This is a genomic window from Streptococcus sp. Z556 (assembly GCF_053010225.1).
Window position 1 is genome coordinate 63,184 of record NZ_JBRKNU010000003.1, and the last position, 16,147, is coordinate 79,330.

Here is a 16,147-nt window from a genome sequence, read left to right on the forward strand (position 1 = left end):
AAACTAGGAAATTTTGTGATAAAATAGTGGAAGGAAATCTATATATTGGAGAAAAACTGTGTCTGAAAAGCAAAAAATCAGCGTCTTGATGTCGGTCTATGTAAAAGAAAATCCGACATTTTTGAGAGATGCCATCAAAAGTGTTCAAAACCAGACCTTAAAACCGAGTGAGCTTGTTCTTGTTGAGGACGGGCCTCTCACACCAGAACTCTATCAGGTGCTAGATGAAGTGGAAGCTCAGTCAGAAATTCCAGTTAAGCGTTGCCCCTTAGAAGAAAATCAAGGTTTAGGTTTGGCTCTTCGATACGGTGTTTTACAGTGTCAGTACGATATCATTGCTCGTATGGATACAGATGATATAGCGGTAGCTGACCGCTTTGAAAAGCAAGTCCAACTAATGGAACAGGAAAATCTGGATCTCTTAGGTGGACATATTGCAGAATTTATTGACAATCCTGACGAGATTGTTTCTTACCGTCGTGTCCCAACTCGGCATGCAGACATTGTGGCTTACCAAAGAATGAGAAGCGCCTTCAACCATATGACAGTGATGTTCAAGAAGGATATGATTCTCAAGGCAGGCAACTATGAAGATGGCCTTTACATGGAGGATGACCTCCTTTGGCTCAATATGATTGCCGCAGGAGCTAAGACTGGAAATCTGGATCAGATCTTGTGTCAGGTTCGTGTGGGAGCAGGGATGTTTGAACGTCGTGGTGGTTTGCGCTACCTCAAACTCTATCGCCAGGCTCGTCAGCGCATGCTTGAGAGAGGGCAAATTTCCTACATGGAATATGCGAAAAGCATTGCCATTCAAGCAATCGTTGCACTCTGCCCAGGCTTTGTACGTCAGTTTATCTTTGTCAAACTTCTAAGAAAAAGCAAATAAGCCTCAGGTTGAGTATGTTAAAACGAGGCATATTATGATGAAAACAGCTTTATCCGACTCTTTTAAGGGGGAGTAAACTTCGATGAATAAAAAACTAGCAGATTATGTTATTGATCTGGTTGAAATTTTGAATAAACAACAAAAACAGGTGTTTTGGGGGATATTCGACATTCTGAGTATGGTGGTTTCCATCATCGTATCTTATATCTTGTTTTATGGCCTAATAAATCCTGCGCCTGTGGACTACGTGATCTATACTCTTTTAGCCTTCTTCTTCTATCAGATTATGATTGCTTTTTGGGGGCTGAATGCTAGTATTAGCCGCTACAGTAAGATTACGGATTTCATGAAAATCTTTTTTGGAGTAACATTTAGTAGTGTTCTTTCCTATGGAATCTGCTATGCCTTTCTTCCACTATTTTCTATCCGTTTCATCGTGCTCTTCATTTTGTTGAGTACCTTCCTCATCTTGCTTCCTCGTATCACTTGGCAATTGATTTACTCCAAACGTAAAAAAGGTAGTGGAGATGGAGAACACCGTCGGACCTTCTTGATTGGTGCTGGTGATGGTGGTGCCCTCTTTATGAACAGCTACCAGCATCCAACTAGCGAGCTTGAGCTGGTGGGGATTTTGGATAATGATGAAAAGAAAAAGGGACAAAAACTAGGTGGAATTCCAGTTTTGGGCTCCTATGACAATCTGCCTGAATTGGCTAAACGTCACCAAATCGAGCGTGTCATCGTAGCGATTCCTTCACTTGACCCTTCAGAGTACGAACGCATCTTGCAGATGTGTAATAAGCTAGGCGTTAAATGTTACAAGATGCCTAAGGTTGAGACAGTTGTGCAAGGACTTCACCAACCGGGTGGAGGCAGTGGCTTCCAGAAAATTGATATTACAGACCTATTAGGACGCCAGGAAATCCGTCTGGATGAGTCCCGTCTGGGTTCAGAACTGACAGGCAAGACTATCTTGGTGACAGGAGCTGGTGGTTCGATTGGTTCAGAGATTTGTCGTCAGGTTAGCCGCTTCAATCCAGAGCGTGTGATTTTGCTCGGTCATGGGGAAAACTCAATCTATCTCGTTTATCATGAATTGATCCGTACATTCCAAGGGATTGATTATGTTCCTGTCATTGCAGATATTCAGGATTATGACCGTCTCTTACAAGTGTTTGAACAGTACAAACCAGCCATTGTCTACCATGCTGCTGCTCACAAGCACGTTCCGATGATGGAGCGCAATCCAAAAGAAGCCTTCAAAAACAATATCCTCGGAACCTACAATGTTGCCAAGGCTGTGGATGAGGCCAAAGTACCTAAGATGGTCATGATTTCGACTGACAAGGCGGTCAATCCACCCAATGTTATGGGTGCAACCAAGCGCGTGGCAGAGTTGATTGTTACTGGCTTTAACCAACGTAGTAAATCAACCTACTGTGCAGTTCGTTTTGGAAATGTTCTTGGTAGCCGTGGTAGCGTGATTCCTGTCTTTGAACGTCAGATTGCTGAAGGCGGTCCGGTAACGGTGACAGACTTCCGTATGACACGTTACTTCATGACCATTCCAGAGGCTAGCCGTCTGGTAATCCATGCTGGCGCTTATGCCAAGGACGGAGAAGTCTTTATCCTTGATATGGGCAAACCAGTCAAGATCTATGACTTGGCTAAGAAAATGGTCCTTCTAAGCGGACATACAGAAAGTGAAATTCCAATCGTTGAAGTTGGGATTCGCCCAGGGGAAAAACTCTATGAAGAACTATTGGTTTCGACCGAATTGGTTGATAACCAAGTCATGGACAAGATTTTCGTTGGTAAGGTAAACGTCATGCCTCTAGAAGCCATCAATCAAAAAATAGAGGAGTTCCGTTCACTCAGCGGAGATGAGCTCAAAGAAGCAATCATTTCCTTTGCGAATGAGACAACTCATGCTGAGTAAGGATTTCGACTGATTTTTAAAATGAAAAAGATAAACCAGTTTTCTGTTTAAAGCAGGAGGCTGGTTTTTATAGATAGAGAGTAGAGAACATCGGATATTTCGAAGGTTTAATAAGCGCAACTATTCAAGGGACGATGTTATGTGATCTATCAGGAGAGTGATTTCAGACAATCTAAAAACTACCTCTATTTTGAGCTGGTAACATAACTTTGCGAAAAAAAGTATTAAAATCAAAAGGAGATTATTGTATGCTGACTGCTATTAGGAGTTTTTTCAAAGGCTATGCGAATTTTTCTGGTCGTTCTACACGTCCAGAGTTTTGGTGGGTTTGGCTGCTAAATATGGTGATTTTCTTTCCCGTCTATTACTCGCTGTTTACTGGATTAGAATTTGACAACCCCATCATCAATATAGCGCTTTTCAGTATGTATATTATTTTGTTGCTAGTTGAGTTTGTTCCTCTACTAGCACTGATAGTACGTCGCTTACGAGATGTGGGTATCCATTGGGCCTATATCTTTATTGTATTTGTCCCTTTGGGTGCATTAACACTGCTAATTATGCTCGCTATGCCCAGTCAACGCTTTAGAGAAAAAGTGATAGAAAATAGTGAAAAAAATGAAGATAATAAGAAAGACTCTCAATTTGAAGACATGGTACGAAAATATTAAGATATTTTTAGTCTAGCTAAAAACGGCTGAGTCGTTTCACAGCAAATAATCGTTTATAGTAACAACCTATACAAAAAAATACTCCTCAACCTAGTTCACTAGTGTTAGGAGTATTTTTGTATGGTTAGAGCTGACTAATGATATCATCAATTGTACGGGCGATCCAGTCAGGTTGATAGCTGAGCAAATCAGCCTCTTCGCCAAATCCCCAAGTAACAGCGAACTTTTTAATGCCAGTTTCTTGGGCTCCAATCATATCAAACTTGGTATCCCCGATGATGAGGACTTGGTCTGCAGGGAGTTGATGCGTTTGCAAGGCGTAACGGATGACATCCGCCTTGTGTGGCGTTTCAGGACTAGAGCCGTAAATGCCATCAAAGAAATGATGGATTCCCAGATTTTTAGTCATATCCTGGGCAGTCGGAGTATTCTTTGTTGTAGTGATATAGAGAGGGTAGTTTTGAGAGAGTTCTTGGAGCAATTCCGTCATTCGGGGGAAGAGTTGCGCTTCGTGAATCCCTTTTTTCTTGTAGTAAGAACGGTAGATTTGAACAGCTTCTGAGATTTGTTCCTTGGGAAGGCAGGTCGCAAAACTACTTTCAAGAGGCGGACCCATAAAACCACGAATAGTTTTGGCATCAGGGCTAGGCACTCCTAGCTCTTTAAAGGTATGGGTAAAAGCATTGTGGATCCCGATGGAACTGTCAACCAGGGTTCCGTCTAGATCAAAAAAGATAGCTGAGATAGAGGGCATGATTTCTCCTAATAGATAAACTTATTCTCCGAAGATTTCTTTTTGTAGGCGACGACCAGTCGGGGTGGCTGCGAGTCCACCTTCAGCCGTTTCACGAAAGGCAGTTGGAAGGCTCGATCCGACTTGGTACATAGCATCAATAACTTCGTCAACAGGGATCTTAGACTCGATACCTGCCAAGGCCATATCAGCTGCGATAAAGGCAAAGCTGGCTCCCATGGCATTGCGCTTAACACAGGGAACTTCGACCAAACCAGCGACGGGGTCGCAGATGAGGCCCAGCATATTTTTAATGACAAAGGCAATGGCTTGGCTAGCCTGATAGGGCGTTCCACCTGCAGCCAAGGTCAAGGCTGCGGCACTCATGGCAGAGGCAGAGCCGACTTCGGCCTGACAACCACCTTCAGCACCTGAGATAGAAGCGTTGTTTGCGATAACCAATCCAAAGGCACCCGCGGCAAAGAGGAAATCCAGTTGTTCTTCGTGGCTGAGGTCAAGTTTTTGGATAGCAGCAGTGAGAACGGCTGGCAGACAGCCAGCACTTCCTGCGGTTGGAGTAGCGCAGACTAAGCCCATCTTCGCATTGTGTTCGTTGACTGCGATGGCATTTCGGGCAGCTGATAGGATGGTAAAGTCAGACAAGGCTTTGCCACTTTTGATATGGCGATCTAGCTTGGCCGCATCGCCACCTGTTAGGCCACTGCGGGATTTGTTTTCACTAAGACCGAGCTCAACAGAGGCTTTCATGACTTCTAGATTGCGTTCCATGAGGAGGAGAACTTCTGGGCGTTCCCGACCGGTTAGTTGATATTCTGTCGCAATCATGAGTTCTGCGACATTTCCTTGGAAGTCTAGATCTGCTTGCTCAACCAATTCTTTGATAGAATAAAACATGTTTCCTCCTACTTAAAGAAATTGACATTGTGGAGATGAGGGATTTTTCGGATTTCTTCAATCGCCTCTTCGCAACTTCGACTATCGACTTCGATAATCATGATGGCTTTTTCTCCAGCTTTTTCCCGAGTCACATTCATCTGAGCGATATTGATATCAAAACGAGAGAGGGCTTCTGTGACATGGGCAATCATACCTGGAATATCCTGATGTACGATGATGATGGTCGGGGTATTCATGTTAAGAGAGACAGCAAAGCCGTTAAGTTCCGTAACTTGGATATTTCCTCCACCAATGGAAATCCCTGTCACACTGATGGACTTATGGTCATTCTTTACAGTGATTTTAGTGGTGTTAGGGTGAGGAGCATTGCTGTCTTTCTGAATGGTCCAGACAATCTTGATACCCCGTTTATGGGCAATCTCTAGACTATTTGGAATGTCGGGATCGTCCGTATCCATACCTAAAATACCAGCGACGAGAGCAAGGTCAGTTCCATGACCACGGTAGGTCTTGGCAAATGAGTTAAACAATTGGAATTCGACTTCTGTCGGCGTATCGTCAAAGATGGATGAGACGATTTTCCCGATACGAACGGCACCAGCTGTATGGCTACTTGATGGGCCAATCATGACAGGTCCGATAATATCAAAGACAGATTGAAAACGAAGTGAGTGCATCTGTTTCCCCTTACAAAGATTCTTATATCTATTATATCAAAGAATGGACCTCTGCGCTTATTTCCCTTATCAAAACCTCAAAATGATTAAAGATAGTATAAAATAAGGCCTTTTGTGACAAAAACCTCCTTAAAACGGTAAATATAAAACATTTTTGTAATATTTCTACACAAAACCGTCAAGAAATGGTAACATTCGAGGAGTAAAATAGTATCATAGATAAAAAGGAGAATTTTTAGATATGACATTAACAACTAAAAAAATCAAAACAACTTTTGCAGGACTAGCAGCCTTGCTTGCTTTCTTTGCACCAGCCCTTGCATCTGCACAAGAAACTGTAACTTACACAGTTAAATCAGGTGACACTCTTTCAGAAATCGCTGAGAAGTACAACACTACTGTTGAAAAATTGGCAGAAAAAAACAAGATTGAAAACATCCACTTGATCTTTGTGGACCAGGTTTTGGTCATCGAAGGAACAGCTCCATCGACAGCAACTGCAACCGCTGCAGCTTCTGCAACAACTTATGAAGTACCAGCTGCTACAGAAGAAACTGCAGAAGAAACAACTGAAACAACAACCTATGAAGCGCCAGCAGCTCCAGCAACAGAAAGCAACACTGCAGCAGCTTCTACTGTAAGTGGTTCTGAAGCAGAAGCAAAAGAATGGATCGCTCAAAAAGAATCAGGCGGTAGTTACACAGCTACAAACGGACGTTACATCGGACGTTACCAATTGACAGATTCATACTTGAACGGTGACTACTCAGCTGAAAACCAAGAACGTGTAGCAGATGCCTACGTTGCAGGACGTTACGGTTCATGGACAGCTGCCAAGAACTTCTGGCTTAACAACGGTTGGTATTAAGAACGAACTAACAGAAAAATATGTAAAAGTCGAGGAAATCCCTCGACTTTTTGTTTGCTTTTCTGCATGTATTCCTATCCCTCCCTTGTCTTCTTCTTTAAAGCGTGTTATAATGAATACTGCTCAAGCGACCTTCAATCGTGAAGCACACACGACCTTCAATCGTGAATAAACGAATAGATGGGAGACTTACCATGAGTGATAACTCTAAAACACGTGTTGTCGTGGGGATGAGTGGTGGTGTTGATTCGTCGGTGACGGCTCTTCTTCTCAAAGAGCAGGGCTACGATGTGATCGGTATCTTCATGAAGAACTGGGACGACACAGATGAAAACGGAGTCTGTACGGCGACCGAAGATTACAAGGATGTGGCTGCGGTAGCAGACCAACTTGGCATTCCTTACTACTCTGTCAACTTTGAAAAAGAGTATTGGGATCGCGTTTTTGAGTACTTCTTAGCGGAATACCGTGCAGGGCGCACGCCAAATCCAGATGTGATGTGTAACAAGGAAATCAAGTTTAAGGCCTTTTTGGACTATGCCATGACCTTGGGTGCAGACTATGTAGCGACTGGGCACTATGCCCGTGTAGCACGTGATGAGGATGGCGTCGTTCACATGCTTCGTGGCGTGGACAATGGCAAGGACCAGACCTATTTCCTCAGTCAACTTTCGCAAGAACAATTACAAAAGACCATGTTCCCACTGGGACATTTGGAAAAGCCTGAAGTTCGCAGACTAGCAGAAGAAGCAGGCCTTGCAACTGCTAAGAAGAAAGATTCGACAGGGATTTGCTTTATCGGAGAAAAGAACTTTAAAGAATTTCTCAGCAACTACTTACCAGCTCAGCCTGGTCGCATGATGACCGTAGATGGACGCGATATGGGTGAGCATGCTGGCTTGATGTACTATACAATCGGTCAGCGTGGCGGACTCGGTATCGGTGGGCAACACGGCGGTGACAATGCCCCTTGGTTCGTTGTTGGAAAAGACCTGAGCCAGAACATTCTCTATGTAGGCCAAGGTTTCTACCATGATTCGCTCATGTCAACTAGCCTAGAGGCCAGTCAAGTTCACTTTACTCGTGACATGCCAGAGGAATTCACGCTCGAATGTACGGCTAAATTCCGCTACCGTCAGCCTGACTCTAAGGTGACAGTTCATGTCAAAGGTGACAAGGCGGAGGTCATCTTTGCGGAGCCACAACGCGCGATTACACCAGGACAGGCAGTTGTCTTTTACGACGGTGAAGAATGTCTCGGTGGCGGTTTGATTGACAATGCTTACCGCGATGGACAAGTTTGTCAGTACATATAGATTGACAAATTTTCTCAATTTGCTACAATAATAAAAGCAATAGAAATGATGGTCAAAGCTCATGGATGTTGCAGGCTTTTTGTCCTGCACTTCTTTGGAGTTTTGACTGTTTTTGTGTCGTTTAAGGGAAAGGAAACAAATGACTCAACAAGACTTTCGGATAAAAGTGGGAAATACTGTTTTTGGTGTTCGGGCGACAGCTTTGATTCTTCAAAACCGCAAGCTCCTAGTCACCAAAGATGAGGGCAAGTATTACACTATTGGCGGTGCCATCCAAGTCAATGAAAGCACGGAAGACGCGGTAGTCCGAGAAGTGAGGGAAGAACTGGGTGTCAAAGCTCAAGCTGGGCAGCTAGCTTTCGTGGTTGAAAATCGTTTTGAACAAGACGATGTTTCCTATCACAACATTGAGTTTCATTATCTGGTGAACTTACTTGAAGATGCTCCATTGACCATGCAGGAAGATGAGAAAATGCAGCCCTGTGAGTGGATTGACTTAGATAAGCTTAAGGGGATCAATCTAGTTCCAGCCTTTTTAAAAACAGCCCTACCAGATTGGGACGGCCAGCTGCGACACATTCATCTTGAGGAATAGGAGAGAAAATGACTTATAATTTTACGGAAGAATACGATATTATTGTAATCGGTGCGGGACATGCGGGGGTTGAAGCTTCCCTAGCTGCTAGCCGTATGGGCTGCAAGGTTTTGCTCGCGACCATCAACATTGAAATGCTGGCTTTTATGCCTTGTAACCCTTCTATCGGTGGTTCTGCCAAAGGGATTGTTGTGCGTGAAGTCGATGCCCTCGGTGGCGAAATGGCTAAAACCATTGACAAGACTTACATCCAGATGAAGATGCTCAACACAGGGAAAGGCCCTGCTGTCCGTGCTCTTCGTGCGCAGGCTGACAAGGAGCTTTACTCTAAGGAAATGCGCAAGACGGTTGAAAATCAAGACAACCTGACCCTCCGTCAAACCATGATTGATGAGATTTTGGTGGAAGATGGCAAGGTTGTCGGTGTTCGTACAGCGACCCATCAGGAATATGCTGCCAAGGCTGTTATCGTGACTACAGGGACTGCCCTCCGGGGGGAAATCATCATCGGGGACCTCAAGTACTCGTCAGGTCCAAACCACAGTCTGGCTTCTATTAACCTAGCTGACAATCTCAAGGAATTGGGACTCGAAATCGGTCGTTTCAAGACAGGAACTCCTCCACGTGTCAAGGCTTCCTCTATCAACTATGATGTGACAGAGATTCAGCCAGGGGACGAGGCGCCAAATCACTTCTCCTATACTTCACGTGATGAGGATTATGTCAAGGACCAGGTGCCATGCTGGTTGACTTACACTAATGGTACCAGTCATGAGATTATCCAAAAAAACCTCCACCGCGCGCCTATGTTTACAGGTGTGGTCAAGGGAGTGGGACCTCGTTACTGTCCGTCGATTGAGGACAAGATTGTGCGCTTTGCGGACAAGGAACGCCACCAACTCTTCCTTGAGCCAGAAGGGCGCAATACAGAGGAAGTCTATGTTCAAGGTCTTTCAACCAGTCTGCCTGAAGATGTACAGCGCGAGCTAGTTCATTCTATCAAAGGTTTGGAAAATGCAGAGATGATGCGAACAGGTTATGCCATTGAGTATGACATGGTCTTGCCACACCAGTTGCGTGCAACACTTGAAACCAAGAAAATCTCAGGACTTTTCACAGCTGGTCAAACAAATGGAACGTCAGGTTACGAAGAAGCTGCTGGCCAAGGGATTATTGCTGGTATCAACGCAGCTCTGAAAATCCAAGGTAAGCCTGAGTTGATTTTGAAGCGCAGTGACGGTTATATTGGGGTCATGATTGACGATTTGGTGACCAAGGGGACCATTGAACCTTACCGTCTCTTGACCAGTCGTGCTGAATACCGCCTCATCCTCCGTCATGACAATGCCGATATGCGTTTGACCGAGATGGGGCGCGAGATTGGGCTTGTTGACGATGAACGTTGGGCTCGCTTTGAAATCAAGAAAAATCAATTTGAAAATGAAATGAAGCGTTTAGACAGCATCAAACTCAAGCCAGTCAAGGAAACAAATGCTAAGGTTGAGGAGATGGGCTTCAAGCCCTTGACAGATGCAGTGACAGCCAAGGAATTCCTTCGTCGCCCAGAAGTTTCTTACCAGGATGTGGTGGCTTTCATCGGACCTGCAGCAGAGGACTTGGACGACAAGATTATCGAATTGATTGAAACAGAGATCAAGTACGAGGGCTATATTTCAAAAGCCATGGATCAGGTTGCCAAGATGAAACGCATGGAAGAAAAACGCATTCCAGCCAATATTGATTGGGATGACATTGATTCTATCGCAACCGAAGCCCGTCAGAAGTTCAAACTCATCAATCCAGAAACCATCGGCCAAGCCAGCCGTATTTCGGGAGTAAACCCGGCAGATATTTCTATTTTGATGGTCTATTTGGAAGGTAAAAATCGTAGTATTTCTAAAAATCAAGAAAAGAAAGCATAGAAAAAACAGCTCCGAAAACGGGGCTGTTTTGTTGACTTGTACTCAATGAAAATCAAAGAGCAAACTAGGAAGCTAGTCGTAGGTTGCTCAAAGCACTGCTTTGAGGTTGTAGATAGAACTGACGAAGTCAGTAACATATATACGGCAAGGCGAAGCTGACGTGGTTTGAAGAGATTTTCGAAGAGTATTATTCTTCATCTGGTGTGAGGATCATAGGGATAATGATCGGTTCACGTTCCGTATTTTCATAGAGGAAGGGGCGAATGGCGTTGACGATAGCACCATTGACAGACTGCACGCTAGCATCTTTGTTCTTCAGTGCGATACGAATAGCATTGAAGAGGATACGTTGGCTTTGGCGAATCAAGTCGCCAGACTCTCGCATGTAGACAAAACCTCGGCTGAGGATATCTGGACCAGACAGAATCATCTGCGATTTGAAGTCAACAGTTGCGACTGCCAGAACGACACCGTCTTCAGATAGATCACGACGATCTTTGAGGACAGCAGCACCGATTTCACCGATACGATTTCCATCGACATAGATATCTTGGGCATTGAAGTGGCCTGCGATACGAGCAGAGTTAGCAGTAAGGGCAAGCACATCACCATTGCTCATGATAAAGATATTGTCCTTCTCGACACCAGTATCCACCGCTAGTCCAGCATGGACTTTCTGCATACGGTATTCACCATGGACAGGCATGAAGTATTTTGGCTTAATCAAGCGGAGCATGAGTTTTTGCTCTTGCTGACCACCGTGTCCAGAGGTGTGGATATTGTTGATTTTACCGTGAATGACTTCGACACCAGCTTCTGAAATAATATTGATCAGCTTGTTGACGCTAGTCGTATTTCCAGGGATTGGACTTGAAGAGAAGATAACGGTATCGCCGGGTTGGAGTTGCACCTGGCGGTGAGTTCCGTTAGCGATACGAGAGAGGGCTGCCATCGGCTCCCCCTGACTACCTGTACAGAGGATCAGAACCTCGCCTGCAGGATAATCTTTGATTTCATTTGGCTCGATAAAGGTTCCCTTAGGAGCTTTGATGTAGCCAAGCTCGATCCCGTTGACAATGGCCTTTTCCATAGAACGACCAAAGACAGCAATCTTGCGTCCAGTCTTAACAGCGGCTTCTGTTGCTTGTTGGAGACGGAAGATGTTTGAGGCAAAGGATGCAAAGATGATACGTCCTTCAATGCCTTGGATGATCTTCATGATAGACTGACCAACGACTTTTTCAGAGTTGGTAAAGGTTGGTACTTCCGCATTTGTCGAGTCAGAGAGGAGACAGAGCACTCCTTCTTCACCAAGGGCAGCCATACGGTGCAAGTCTGCAGGTTCTCCAACTGGAGTAAAGTCAAACTTAAAGTCACCCGTACAGACGATTTTTCCTTGAGGAGTATGAATGACAATCCCTAAAGGCTCTGGAATGGAGTGAGTAGTTCTAAAGAAAGTTGCCTTGAGATTTTTAAAGGTCAACTCAGTGTTGTGGTTGATTTCGTAAAGTTTGGCGTTGCGCAAGAGGCCGTGTTCTTCGAGTTTTCCACGGATCAAAGCTAGGGCAAGTGGTCCAGCGTAGATAGGGACATTTGCTTGCTTGAGCAGGAAGGGAATCCCACCGATGTGGTCCTCATGTCCGTGTGTAATCAAAACAGCCTTGACGCGGTCGATATTGTCCACGATGTAAGAGTAGTCAGGGATAACGTAGTCGATACCCAGCAAGTCATCTTCTGGGAATTTAATCCCAGCATCGACGATGATAATTTCGTCTTGGTATTCAATTCCGTAAGTGTTTTTCCCGATTTCTCCCAGACCACCGATGGCAAAAACGCCGACTTCTTCAGGTTTAAGAGTGTAGGCCATATTAGAACTCCGTAATCTCGAAAGCGCCAGTTTCTTTTTCGTAATCTAGCAATTTGTCAGACAAGAGTTCGATATACTCGATGTTGTACTCTGGGCGGTTTTCTTCGACAAGTTGGCGAGCAGCGATACGGCCCTCAAGTTCTGAGTTGGCATCGATGTCTAGGTAAAGTGAGCGTGTTGTTTCACGACGTGGGCTACGTTCTTTTGTTTCTTGATAAAAAACTTTGTAAATCATATAGTTCCTTTCTATTTACAGGTCAGCTTATTCCAAACTTTTAGCAGAGATTTGCTTGATTTCATTCCATTTTGTGTCTAGATTGACCTTGATTCGTTACAATTATTTCAATTATACCACAAAATGAAAAATTAGTAAAAGACGGAAATGGAGAAAGTCGGGAGGGAAAGGAGGAGCAAAAAGACAGGTAGGATTTGGTCGGAGAGCGTTTAGGTGTTATAATTAAAGGGGGAATCTAAAGAGATAATAGATTTAAGGAAGAATACAGTTTTAGTTTCATTAATCGTTGGTGTAGATGGTTGGGGCAGAATGATATCTTTGAAAAAAGAAAAACTCTTGAGAAATCTCAAGAGCAAACAAAAAGGCTGAGACAAAATTAAGGGATCTTTCTGAGCAAGCTCAAGGGGCAGCACCATTACCTGAAGTGATTGAATCACAACCTTTGAAAGACTTGTCACCAAGTCAGACCAAATCTCAACCTTTACCCTATTTTATCATCTATGAGGCTAAGAAGTCAATCTATAAGTATAATGATGTAGAAATAGCATGGAGTGGAGTGTTTACTAAAGAGGCAAAGAAAAGCCCTTAATCTAAGAGTAAGCAAAAAGAGAGGACCAATGGTAGTCCGGGGTCTTTACAGCTCAAAGCTGAAGGCAGTCCCACACCCGTACCAGAAGTTGGTACCTTTGAACGCTCTGTTACCAGTCGCCCTACGTTATCCTCTCAATATCTATATTTTACTATAACTTACTGAGGGAATCAATTTTGAAAGCATCAAAAAGCTCCTGACCGAAGTCAAGAGCCATCTAACACTGGGGGCGAACTATTTAATCGCAATTTCAGTTCTTTAGAAACCAAAGTTTCAGGGATAGCACTGCAACCCGAAGAGTCAAAGACTCAACCTGATTTTCCTGCCAATGTTCAATTATATTTTAACATTGACGGTTAAAAGAGTCAATGGATTCGCCATCTTTACGCCCCTCTTTTCTCAGAAAAAATCGAGTTGAAGCATAAAAAGAAAACAATACAAACAGATGAATCAACTGGTAAGGGTGTAACGATTATGTTTAAATCATTGAAAATGATGAGCAAACTGTAAGAAATGAAGAGAATAAAATTTACCCTTCTAAAAATGTGTCTTTTGTCTAGCATGACTTATCTAAACTTCTTATGGCGATCCTTTCAATTTTCTTGTTCACTTATATATTCGGAAAAATAGAAAAAAGCTAGAACTTTTTTGATTTTTTTGCCATCCTCTTTGTCTAAGTAGCAGGACTTTTTGTTTGGGGAGAAAGAAAATTCCCATGCGTCAGCTTTTGTAGTATAATAGTAAGCAGACAAAAAGATAGGAATGTGTTATGAAAGTATTAGCTTTTGATACGTCTAGCAAGGCTCTTTCTCTAGCCATTTTAGAGGACAAGCAGCTTCTTGCCGAGACGACTATTAATATCAAGAAAAATCACAGTATCACTCTGATGCCTGCTATCGATTTTTTGATGGCCAGTCTAGATTTGACACCCAAGGATTTGGATCGCATCGTGGTGGCAGAGGGACCTGGTAGCTATACAGGTTTGCGAATTGCGGTAGCAACTGCCAAGACCTTGGCTCATACCCTGAACATTGAGTTAGTTGGGATGTCTAGTCTATTGGCTCTGGTGCCACGCCAAAAAGAAGGCTTGGTGGTTCCTATCATGGATGCGCGTCGCAACAATGTCTATGCAGGCTTTTATGAAAATGCCAAGCCAGTCTTGCCAGAAGCGCATCTGTCTTTTGCGGAAGTGCTAGAGCAGGTCAAGGATGCTGAGCAGGTGACCTTTGTCGGAGAAGTTGGAGCCTTTGTGGAACAGATCCAAGAACAACTACCACAAGCCAGCTACCAAGAAACCTTGCCAAATGCAGCTAATCTAGCTCTTTGGGTCTGGGACAAAGAAGCAGACTCCTTGCACGACTTTGTGCCAAATTACCTCAAGCGTGTCGAAGCCGAGGAAAACTGGCTCAAGAATCACACTGAGTCTGGCGAGTCCTACATTAAACGCCTATGATAGAGATCAAACGAATCCAACAGCAAGCTGACTTAGCACAAGCTATCTACGCTGTCATGCTAGATGTATACCCAGTCAGTCCTTGGACGCTGGAACAAATCCAAGCAGACCTGTCCCAAGACCAGACTTGGTATGCTCTAGCTTATGATGGAGCAGAAGTGATTGGATTTCTAGCCGTTCAGGAGAATCTCTTTGAAGTAGAAGTCCTACAAATCGCTGTCAAAGGAGCCTATCAAGGGCAGGAAATTGCGTCAGCCTTGTTTGCAATGTTGCCGACGGATAAGGAGATTTTCCTCGAAGTGAGAAAGTCAAACCAACGAGCGCAAGCATTTTACAAGAAAGAAAAGATGGCGGTCATCGCTGAGAGAAAGGCCTACTACCATGACCCAGTCGAGGACGCCATTATCATGAAGAGAGAAATAGATGAAGGATAGATATATTTTAGCATTTGAGACATCTTGTGATGAGACCAGTGTCGCTGTCTTAAAAAACGACGACCAGCTCTTGTCCAATGTCATTGCTAGTCAAATTGAGAGCCACAAACGTTTTGGGGGCGTAGTGCCAGAAGTAGCTAGTCGTCACCATGTCGAGGTCATTACAGCCTGTATCGAGGAGGCTCTAGCAGAAGCAGGAATTACTGAAAACGATGTGACAGCTGTGGCGGTTACCTACGGACCAGGCTTGGTCGGAGCCTTGCTTGTTGGTTTGTCAGCTGCCAAGGCCTTTGCTTGGGCACATGGCCTGCCGCTTATCCCCGTCAACCACATGGCTGGCCACCTAATGGCAGCTCAGAGTGTGGAGCCTTTGGAGTTTCCTTTGTTGGCACTCTTGGTCAGCGGAGGACACACCGAGTTGGTCTATGTGTCAGAGGCTGGCGATTACAAGATTGTTGGGGAGACACGAGATGATGCAGTTGGGGAGGCTTATGACAAGGTCGGACGTGTCATGGGCTTGACTTATCCAGCAGGTCGCGAGATTGACGAGTTGGCCCATCAAGGTCAGGATGTTTATGACTTTCCCCGTGCCATGATCAAGGAAGACAATCTGGAGTTTTCATTCTCAGGTTTGAAATCTGCCTTTATCAATCTTCACCACAATGCTGAGCAAAAGGGAGAAAGCTTGTCTACAAAGGATTTGTGTGCTTCCTTCCAAGCAGCTGTCATGGATATTCTCATGGCAAAAACCAAGAAGGCTTTGGAGAAATATCCTGTTAAAACTCTGGTAGTGGCAGGTGGCGTGGCAGCCAATAAAGGTCTCAGAGAACGCTTGGCAGACGAAATCAAAGATGTCAAGGTCATCATTCCCCCCCTGCGTCTCTGTGGAGACAATGCAGGTATGATTGCCTATGCCAGTGTCAGCGAGTGGAACAAAGAAAACTTTGCAGACTTGGACCTCAATGCCAAACCAAGTCTCGCCTTTGATACCATGGAATAAAGAGTCAGCTTGAGGCTGGCTTTTTTGCTAAAATATTTTAT

Annotated in this window: 15 protein-coding genes; 10 read left to right on the plus strand and 5 right to left on the minus strand. The window is 44.3% G+C overall.

Annotated features, from left to right (window positions below):
- Positions 1-58: 58 nt before the first annotated feature.
- The 3 genes from ACVC7S_RS04695 (at position 59) to ACVC7S_RS04705 (ending at position 3,499) form a co-directional block, all read left to right on the plus strand.
- Positions 59-889, plus strand: coding sequence for a glycosyltransferase (locus ACVC7S_RS04695; RefSeq protein WP_447266374.1), 831 nt, complete (start codon positions 59-61; stop codon positions 887-889).
- Between the two features lie 82 nt (positions 890-971).
- Positions 972-2,828, plus strand: a complete 1,857-nt coding sequence (locus ACVC7S_RS04700) for a polysaccharide biosynthesis protein (RefSeq protein WP_001035411.1) — start codon at positions 972-974, stop codon at positions 2,826-2,828.
- Between the two features lie 248 nt (positions 2,829-3,076).
- The gene (locus ACVC7S_RS04705) at positions 3,077-3,499 is read left to right on the plus strand and encodes a DUF805 domain-containing protein (RefSeq protein WP_447266375.1); all 423 of its coding nucleotides are present in this window, start codon (positions 3,077-3,079) and stop codon (positions 3,497-3,499) included.
- Between the two features lie 124 nt (positions 3,500-3,623).
- On the opposite strand, the gene ACVC7S_RS04710 is transcribed toward ACVC7S_RS04705, so the two are convergent.
- The 3 genes from ACVC7S_RS04710 to sdaAB are packed head-to-tail and all read right to left on the minus strand — an operon-like array spanning position 3,624 to position 5,827.
- Complete coding sequence (locus tag ACVC7S_RS04710; RefSeq protein WP_447266376.1) at positions 3,624-4,253, minus strand: HAD-IA family hydrolase; 630 nt, start codon at positions 4,251-4,253, stop codon at positions 3,624-3,626.
- Positions 4,254-4,274: 21 nt separating this feature from the next.
- Positions 4,275-5,147 (minus strand): L-serine ammonia-lyase, iron-sulfur-dependent, subunit alpha, encoded by an 873-nt coding sequence (gene sdaAA / locus ACVC7S_RS04715; protein ID WP_447266377.1) that lies wholly within the window; start codon positions 5,145-5,147, stop codon positions 4,275-4,277.
- Positions 5,148-5,155: 8 nt separating this feature from the next.
- A complete protein-coding gene (gene sdaAB, locus ACVC7S_RS04720; protein ID WP_061407551.1) occupies positions 5,156-5,827 on the minus strand; it encodes an L-serine ammonia-lyase, iron-sulfur-dependent subunit beta in 672 nt (223 codons plus the stop codon).
- 241 nt (positions 5,828-6,068) lie between these two features.
- Between sdaAB and apf the strand changes: the two genes are divergently transcribed.
- From apf to mnmG, 4 genes are all read left to right on the plus strand, one after another.
- Positions 6,069-6,695 (plus strand): aggregation-promoting factor, encoded by a 627-nt coding sequence (apf, locus tag ACVC7S_RS04725; RefSeq protein WP_447266378.1) that lies wholly within the window; start codon positions 6,069-6,071, stop codon positions 6,693-6,695.
- 194 nt (positions 6,696-6,889) lie between these two features.
- A complete protein-coding gene (mnmA, locus tag ACVC7S_RS04730) occupies positions 6,890-8,011 on the plus strand; it encodes a tRNA 2-thiouridine(34) synthase MnmA (protein WP_447266379.1) in 1,122 nt (373 codons plus the stop codon).
- Between the two features lie 139 nt (positions 8,012-8,150).
- Complete coding sequence (locus ACVC7S_RS04735; protein ID WP_447266380.1) at positions 8,151-8,606, plus strand: NUDIX hydrolase; 456 nt, start codon at positions 8,151-8,153, stop codon at positions 8,604-8,606.
- Positions 8,607-8,614: 8 nt separating this feature from the next.
- Positions 8,615-10,528: a tRNA uridine-5-carboxymethylaminomethyl(34) synthesis enzyme MnmG gene (gene mnmG, locus ACVC7S_RS04740; RefSeq protein WP_447266381.1), complete on the plus strand. Its 1,914-nt coding sequence runs from the start codon at positions 8,615-8,617 to the stop codon at positions 10,526-10,528.
- A gap of 187 nt (positions 10,529-10,715) precedes the next feature.
- On the opposite strand, the gene rnjA is transcribed toward mnmG, so the two are convergent.
- Complete coding sequence (rnjA, locus tag ACVC7S_RS04745) at positions 10,716-12,395, minus strand: ribonuclease J1 (protein ID WP_061407519.1); 1,680 nt, start codon at positions 12,393-12,395, stop codon at positions 10,716-10,718.
- A gap of 1 nt (position 12,396) precedes the next feature.
- The gene (locus tag ACVC7S_RS04750) at positions 12,397-12,630 is read right to left on the minus strand and encodes a DNA-dependent RNA polymerase subunit epsilon (RefSeq protein WP_000639582.1); all 234 of its coding nucleotides are present in this window, start codon (positions 12,628-12,630) and stop codon (positions 12,397-12,399) included.
- A gap of 1,358 nt (positions 12,631-13,988) precedes the next feature.
- Between ACVC7S_RS04750 and tsaB the strand changes: the two genes are divergently transcribed.
- From tsaB to tsaD, 3 genes are read left to right on the plus strand one after another with little or no spacing between them, the layout of a single operon-like run.
- Positions 13,989-14,672 (plus strand): tRNA (adenosine(37)-N6)-threonylcarbamoyltransferase complex dimerization subunit type 1 TsaB, encoded by a 684-nt coding sequence (tsaB, locus tag ACVC7S_RS04755; protein ID WP_447266382.1) that lies wholly within the window; start codon positions 13,989-13,991, stop codon positions 14,670-14,672.
- Positions 14,669-15,106, plus strand: coding sequence for a ribosomal protein S18-alanine N-acetyltransferase (rimI, locus tag ACVC7S_RS04760; protein ID WP_447266383.1), 438 nt, complete (start codon positions 14,669-14,671; stop codon positions 15,104-15,106). The genes tsaB and rimI overlap by 4 nt, the downstream gene beginning before the upstream one ends.
- Positions 15,096-16,106: a tRNA (adenosine(37)-N6)-threonylcarbamoyltransferase complex transferase subunit TsaD gene (gene tsaD, locus ACVC7S_RS04765; RefSeq protein ID WP_447266384.1), complete on the plus strand. Its 1,011-nt coding sequence runs from the start codon at positions 15,096-15,098 to the stop codon at positions 16,104-16,106. Before rimI ends, tsaD begins: the two co-directional genes overlap by 11 nt.
- The last annotated feature ends 41 nt before the right edge of the window (positions 16,107-16,147 follow it).

Excerpts from the sequence above, each read along its gene's own strand:
- mnmA (WP_447266379.1), top strand. The coding sequence starts at position 6,890 with ATGAGTGATAACTCTAAAACACGTGTTGTCGTGGGGATGAGTGGTGGT.
- ACVC7S_RS04705 (WP_447266375.1), top strand. The coding sequence starts at position 3,077 with ATGCTGACTGCTATTAGGAGTTTTTTCAAAGGCTATGCGAATTTTTCT.
- sdaAA (WP_447266377.1), bottom strand. The coding sequence starts at position 5,147 with ATGTTTTATTCTATCAAAGAATTGGTTGAGCAAGCAGATCTAGACTTC.
- ACVC7S_RS04735 (WP_447266380.1), top strand. The coding sequence starts at position 8,151 with ATGACTCAACAAGACTTTCGGATAAAAGTGGGAAATACTGTTTTTGGT.
- ACVC7S_RS04710 (WP_447266376.1), bottom strand. The coding sequence starts at position 4,253 with ATGCCCTCTATCTCAGCTATCTTTTTTGATCTAGACGGAACCCTGGTT.
- mnmG (WP_447266381.1), top strand. The coding sequence starts at position 8,615 with ATGACTTATAATTTTACGGAAGAATACGATATTATTGTAATCGGTGCG.
- tsaD (WP_447266384.1), top strand. The coding sequence starts at position 15,096 with ATGAAGGATAGATATATTTTAGCATTTGAGACATCTTGTGATGAGACC.
- sdaAB (WP_061407551.1), bottom strand. The coding sequence starts at position 5,827 with ATGCACTCACTTCGTTTTCAATCTGTCTTTGATATTATCGGACCTGTC.
- rimI (WP_447266383.1), top strand. The coding sequence starts at position 14,669 with ATGATAGAGATCAAACGAATCCAACAGCAAGCTGACTTAGCACAAGCT.
- tsaB (WP_447266382.1), top strand. The coding sequence starts at position 13,989 with ATGAAAGTATTAGCTTTTGATACGTCTAGCAAGGCTCTTTCTCTAGCC.
- apf (WP_447266378.1), top strand. The coding sequence starts at position 6,069 with ATGACATTAACAACTAAAAAAATCAAAACAACTTTTGCAGGACTAGCA.
- rnjA (WP_061407519.1), bottom strand. The coding sequence starts at position 12,395 with ATGGCCTACACTCTTAAACCTGAAGAAGTCGGCGTTTTTGCCATCGGT.
- ACVC7S_RS04700 (WP_001035411.1), top strand. The coding sequence starts at position 972 with ATGAATAAAAAACTAGCAGATTATGTTATTGATCTGGTTGAAATTTTG.
- ACVC7S_RS04750 (WP_000639582.1), bottom strand. The coding sequence starts at position 12,630 with ATGATTTACAAAGTTTTTTATCAAGAAACAAAAGAACGTAGCCCACGT.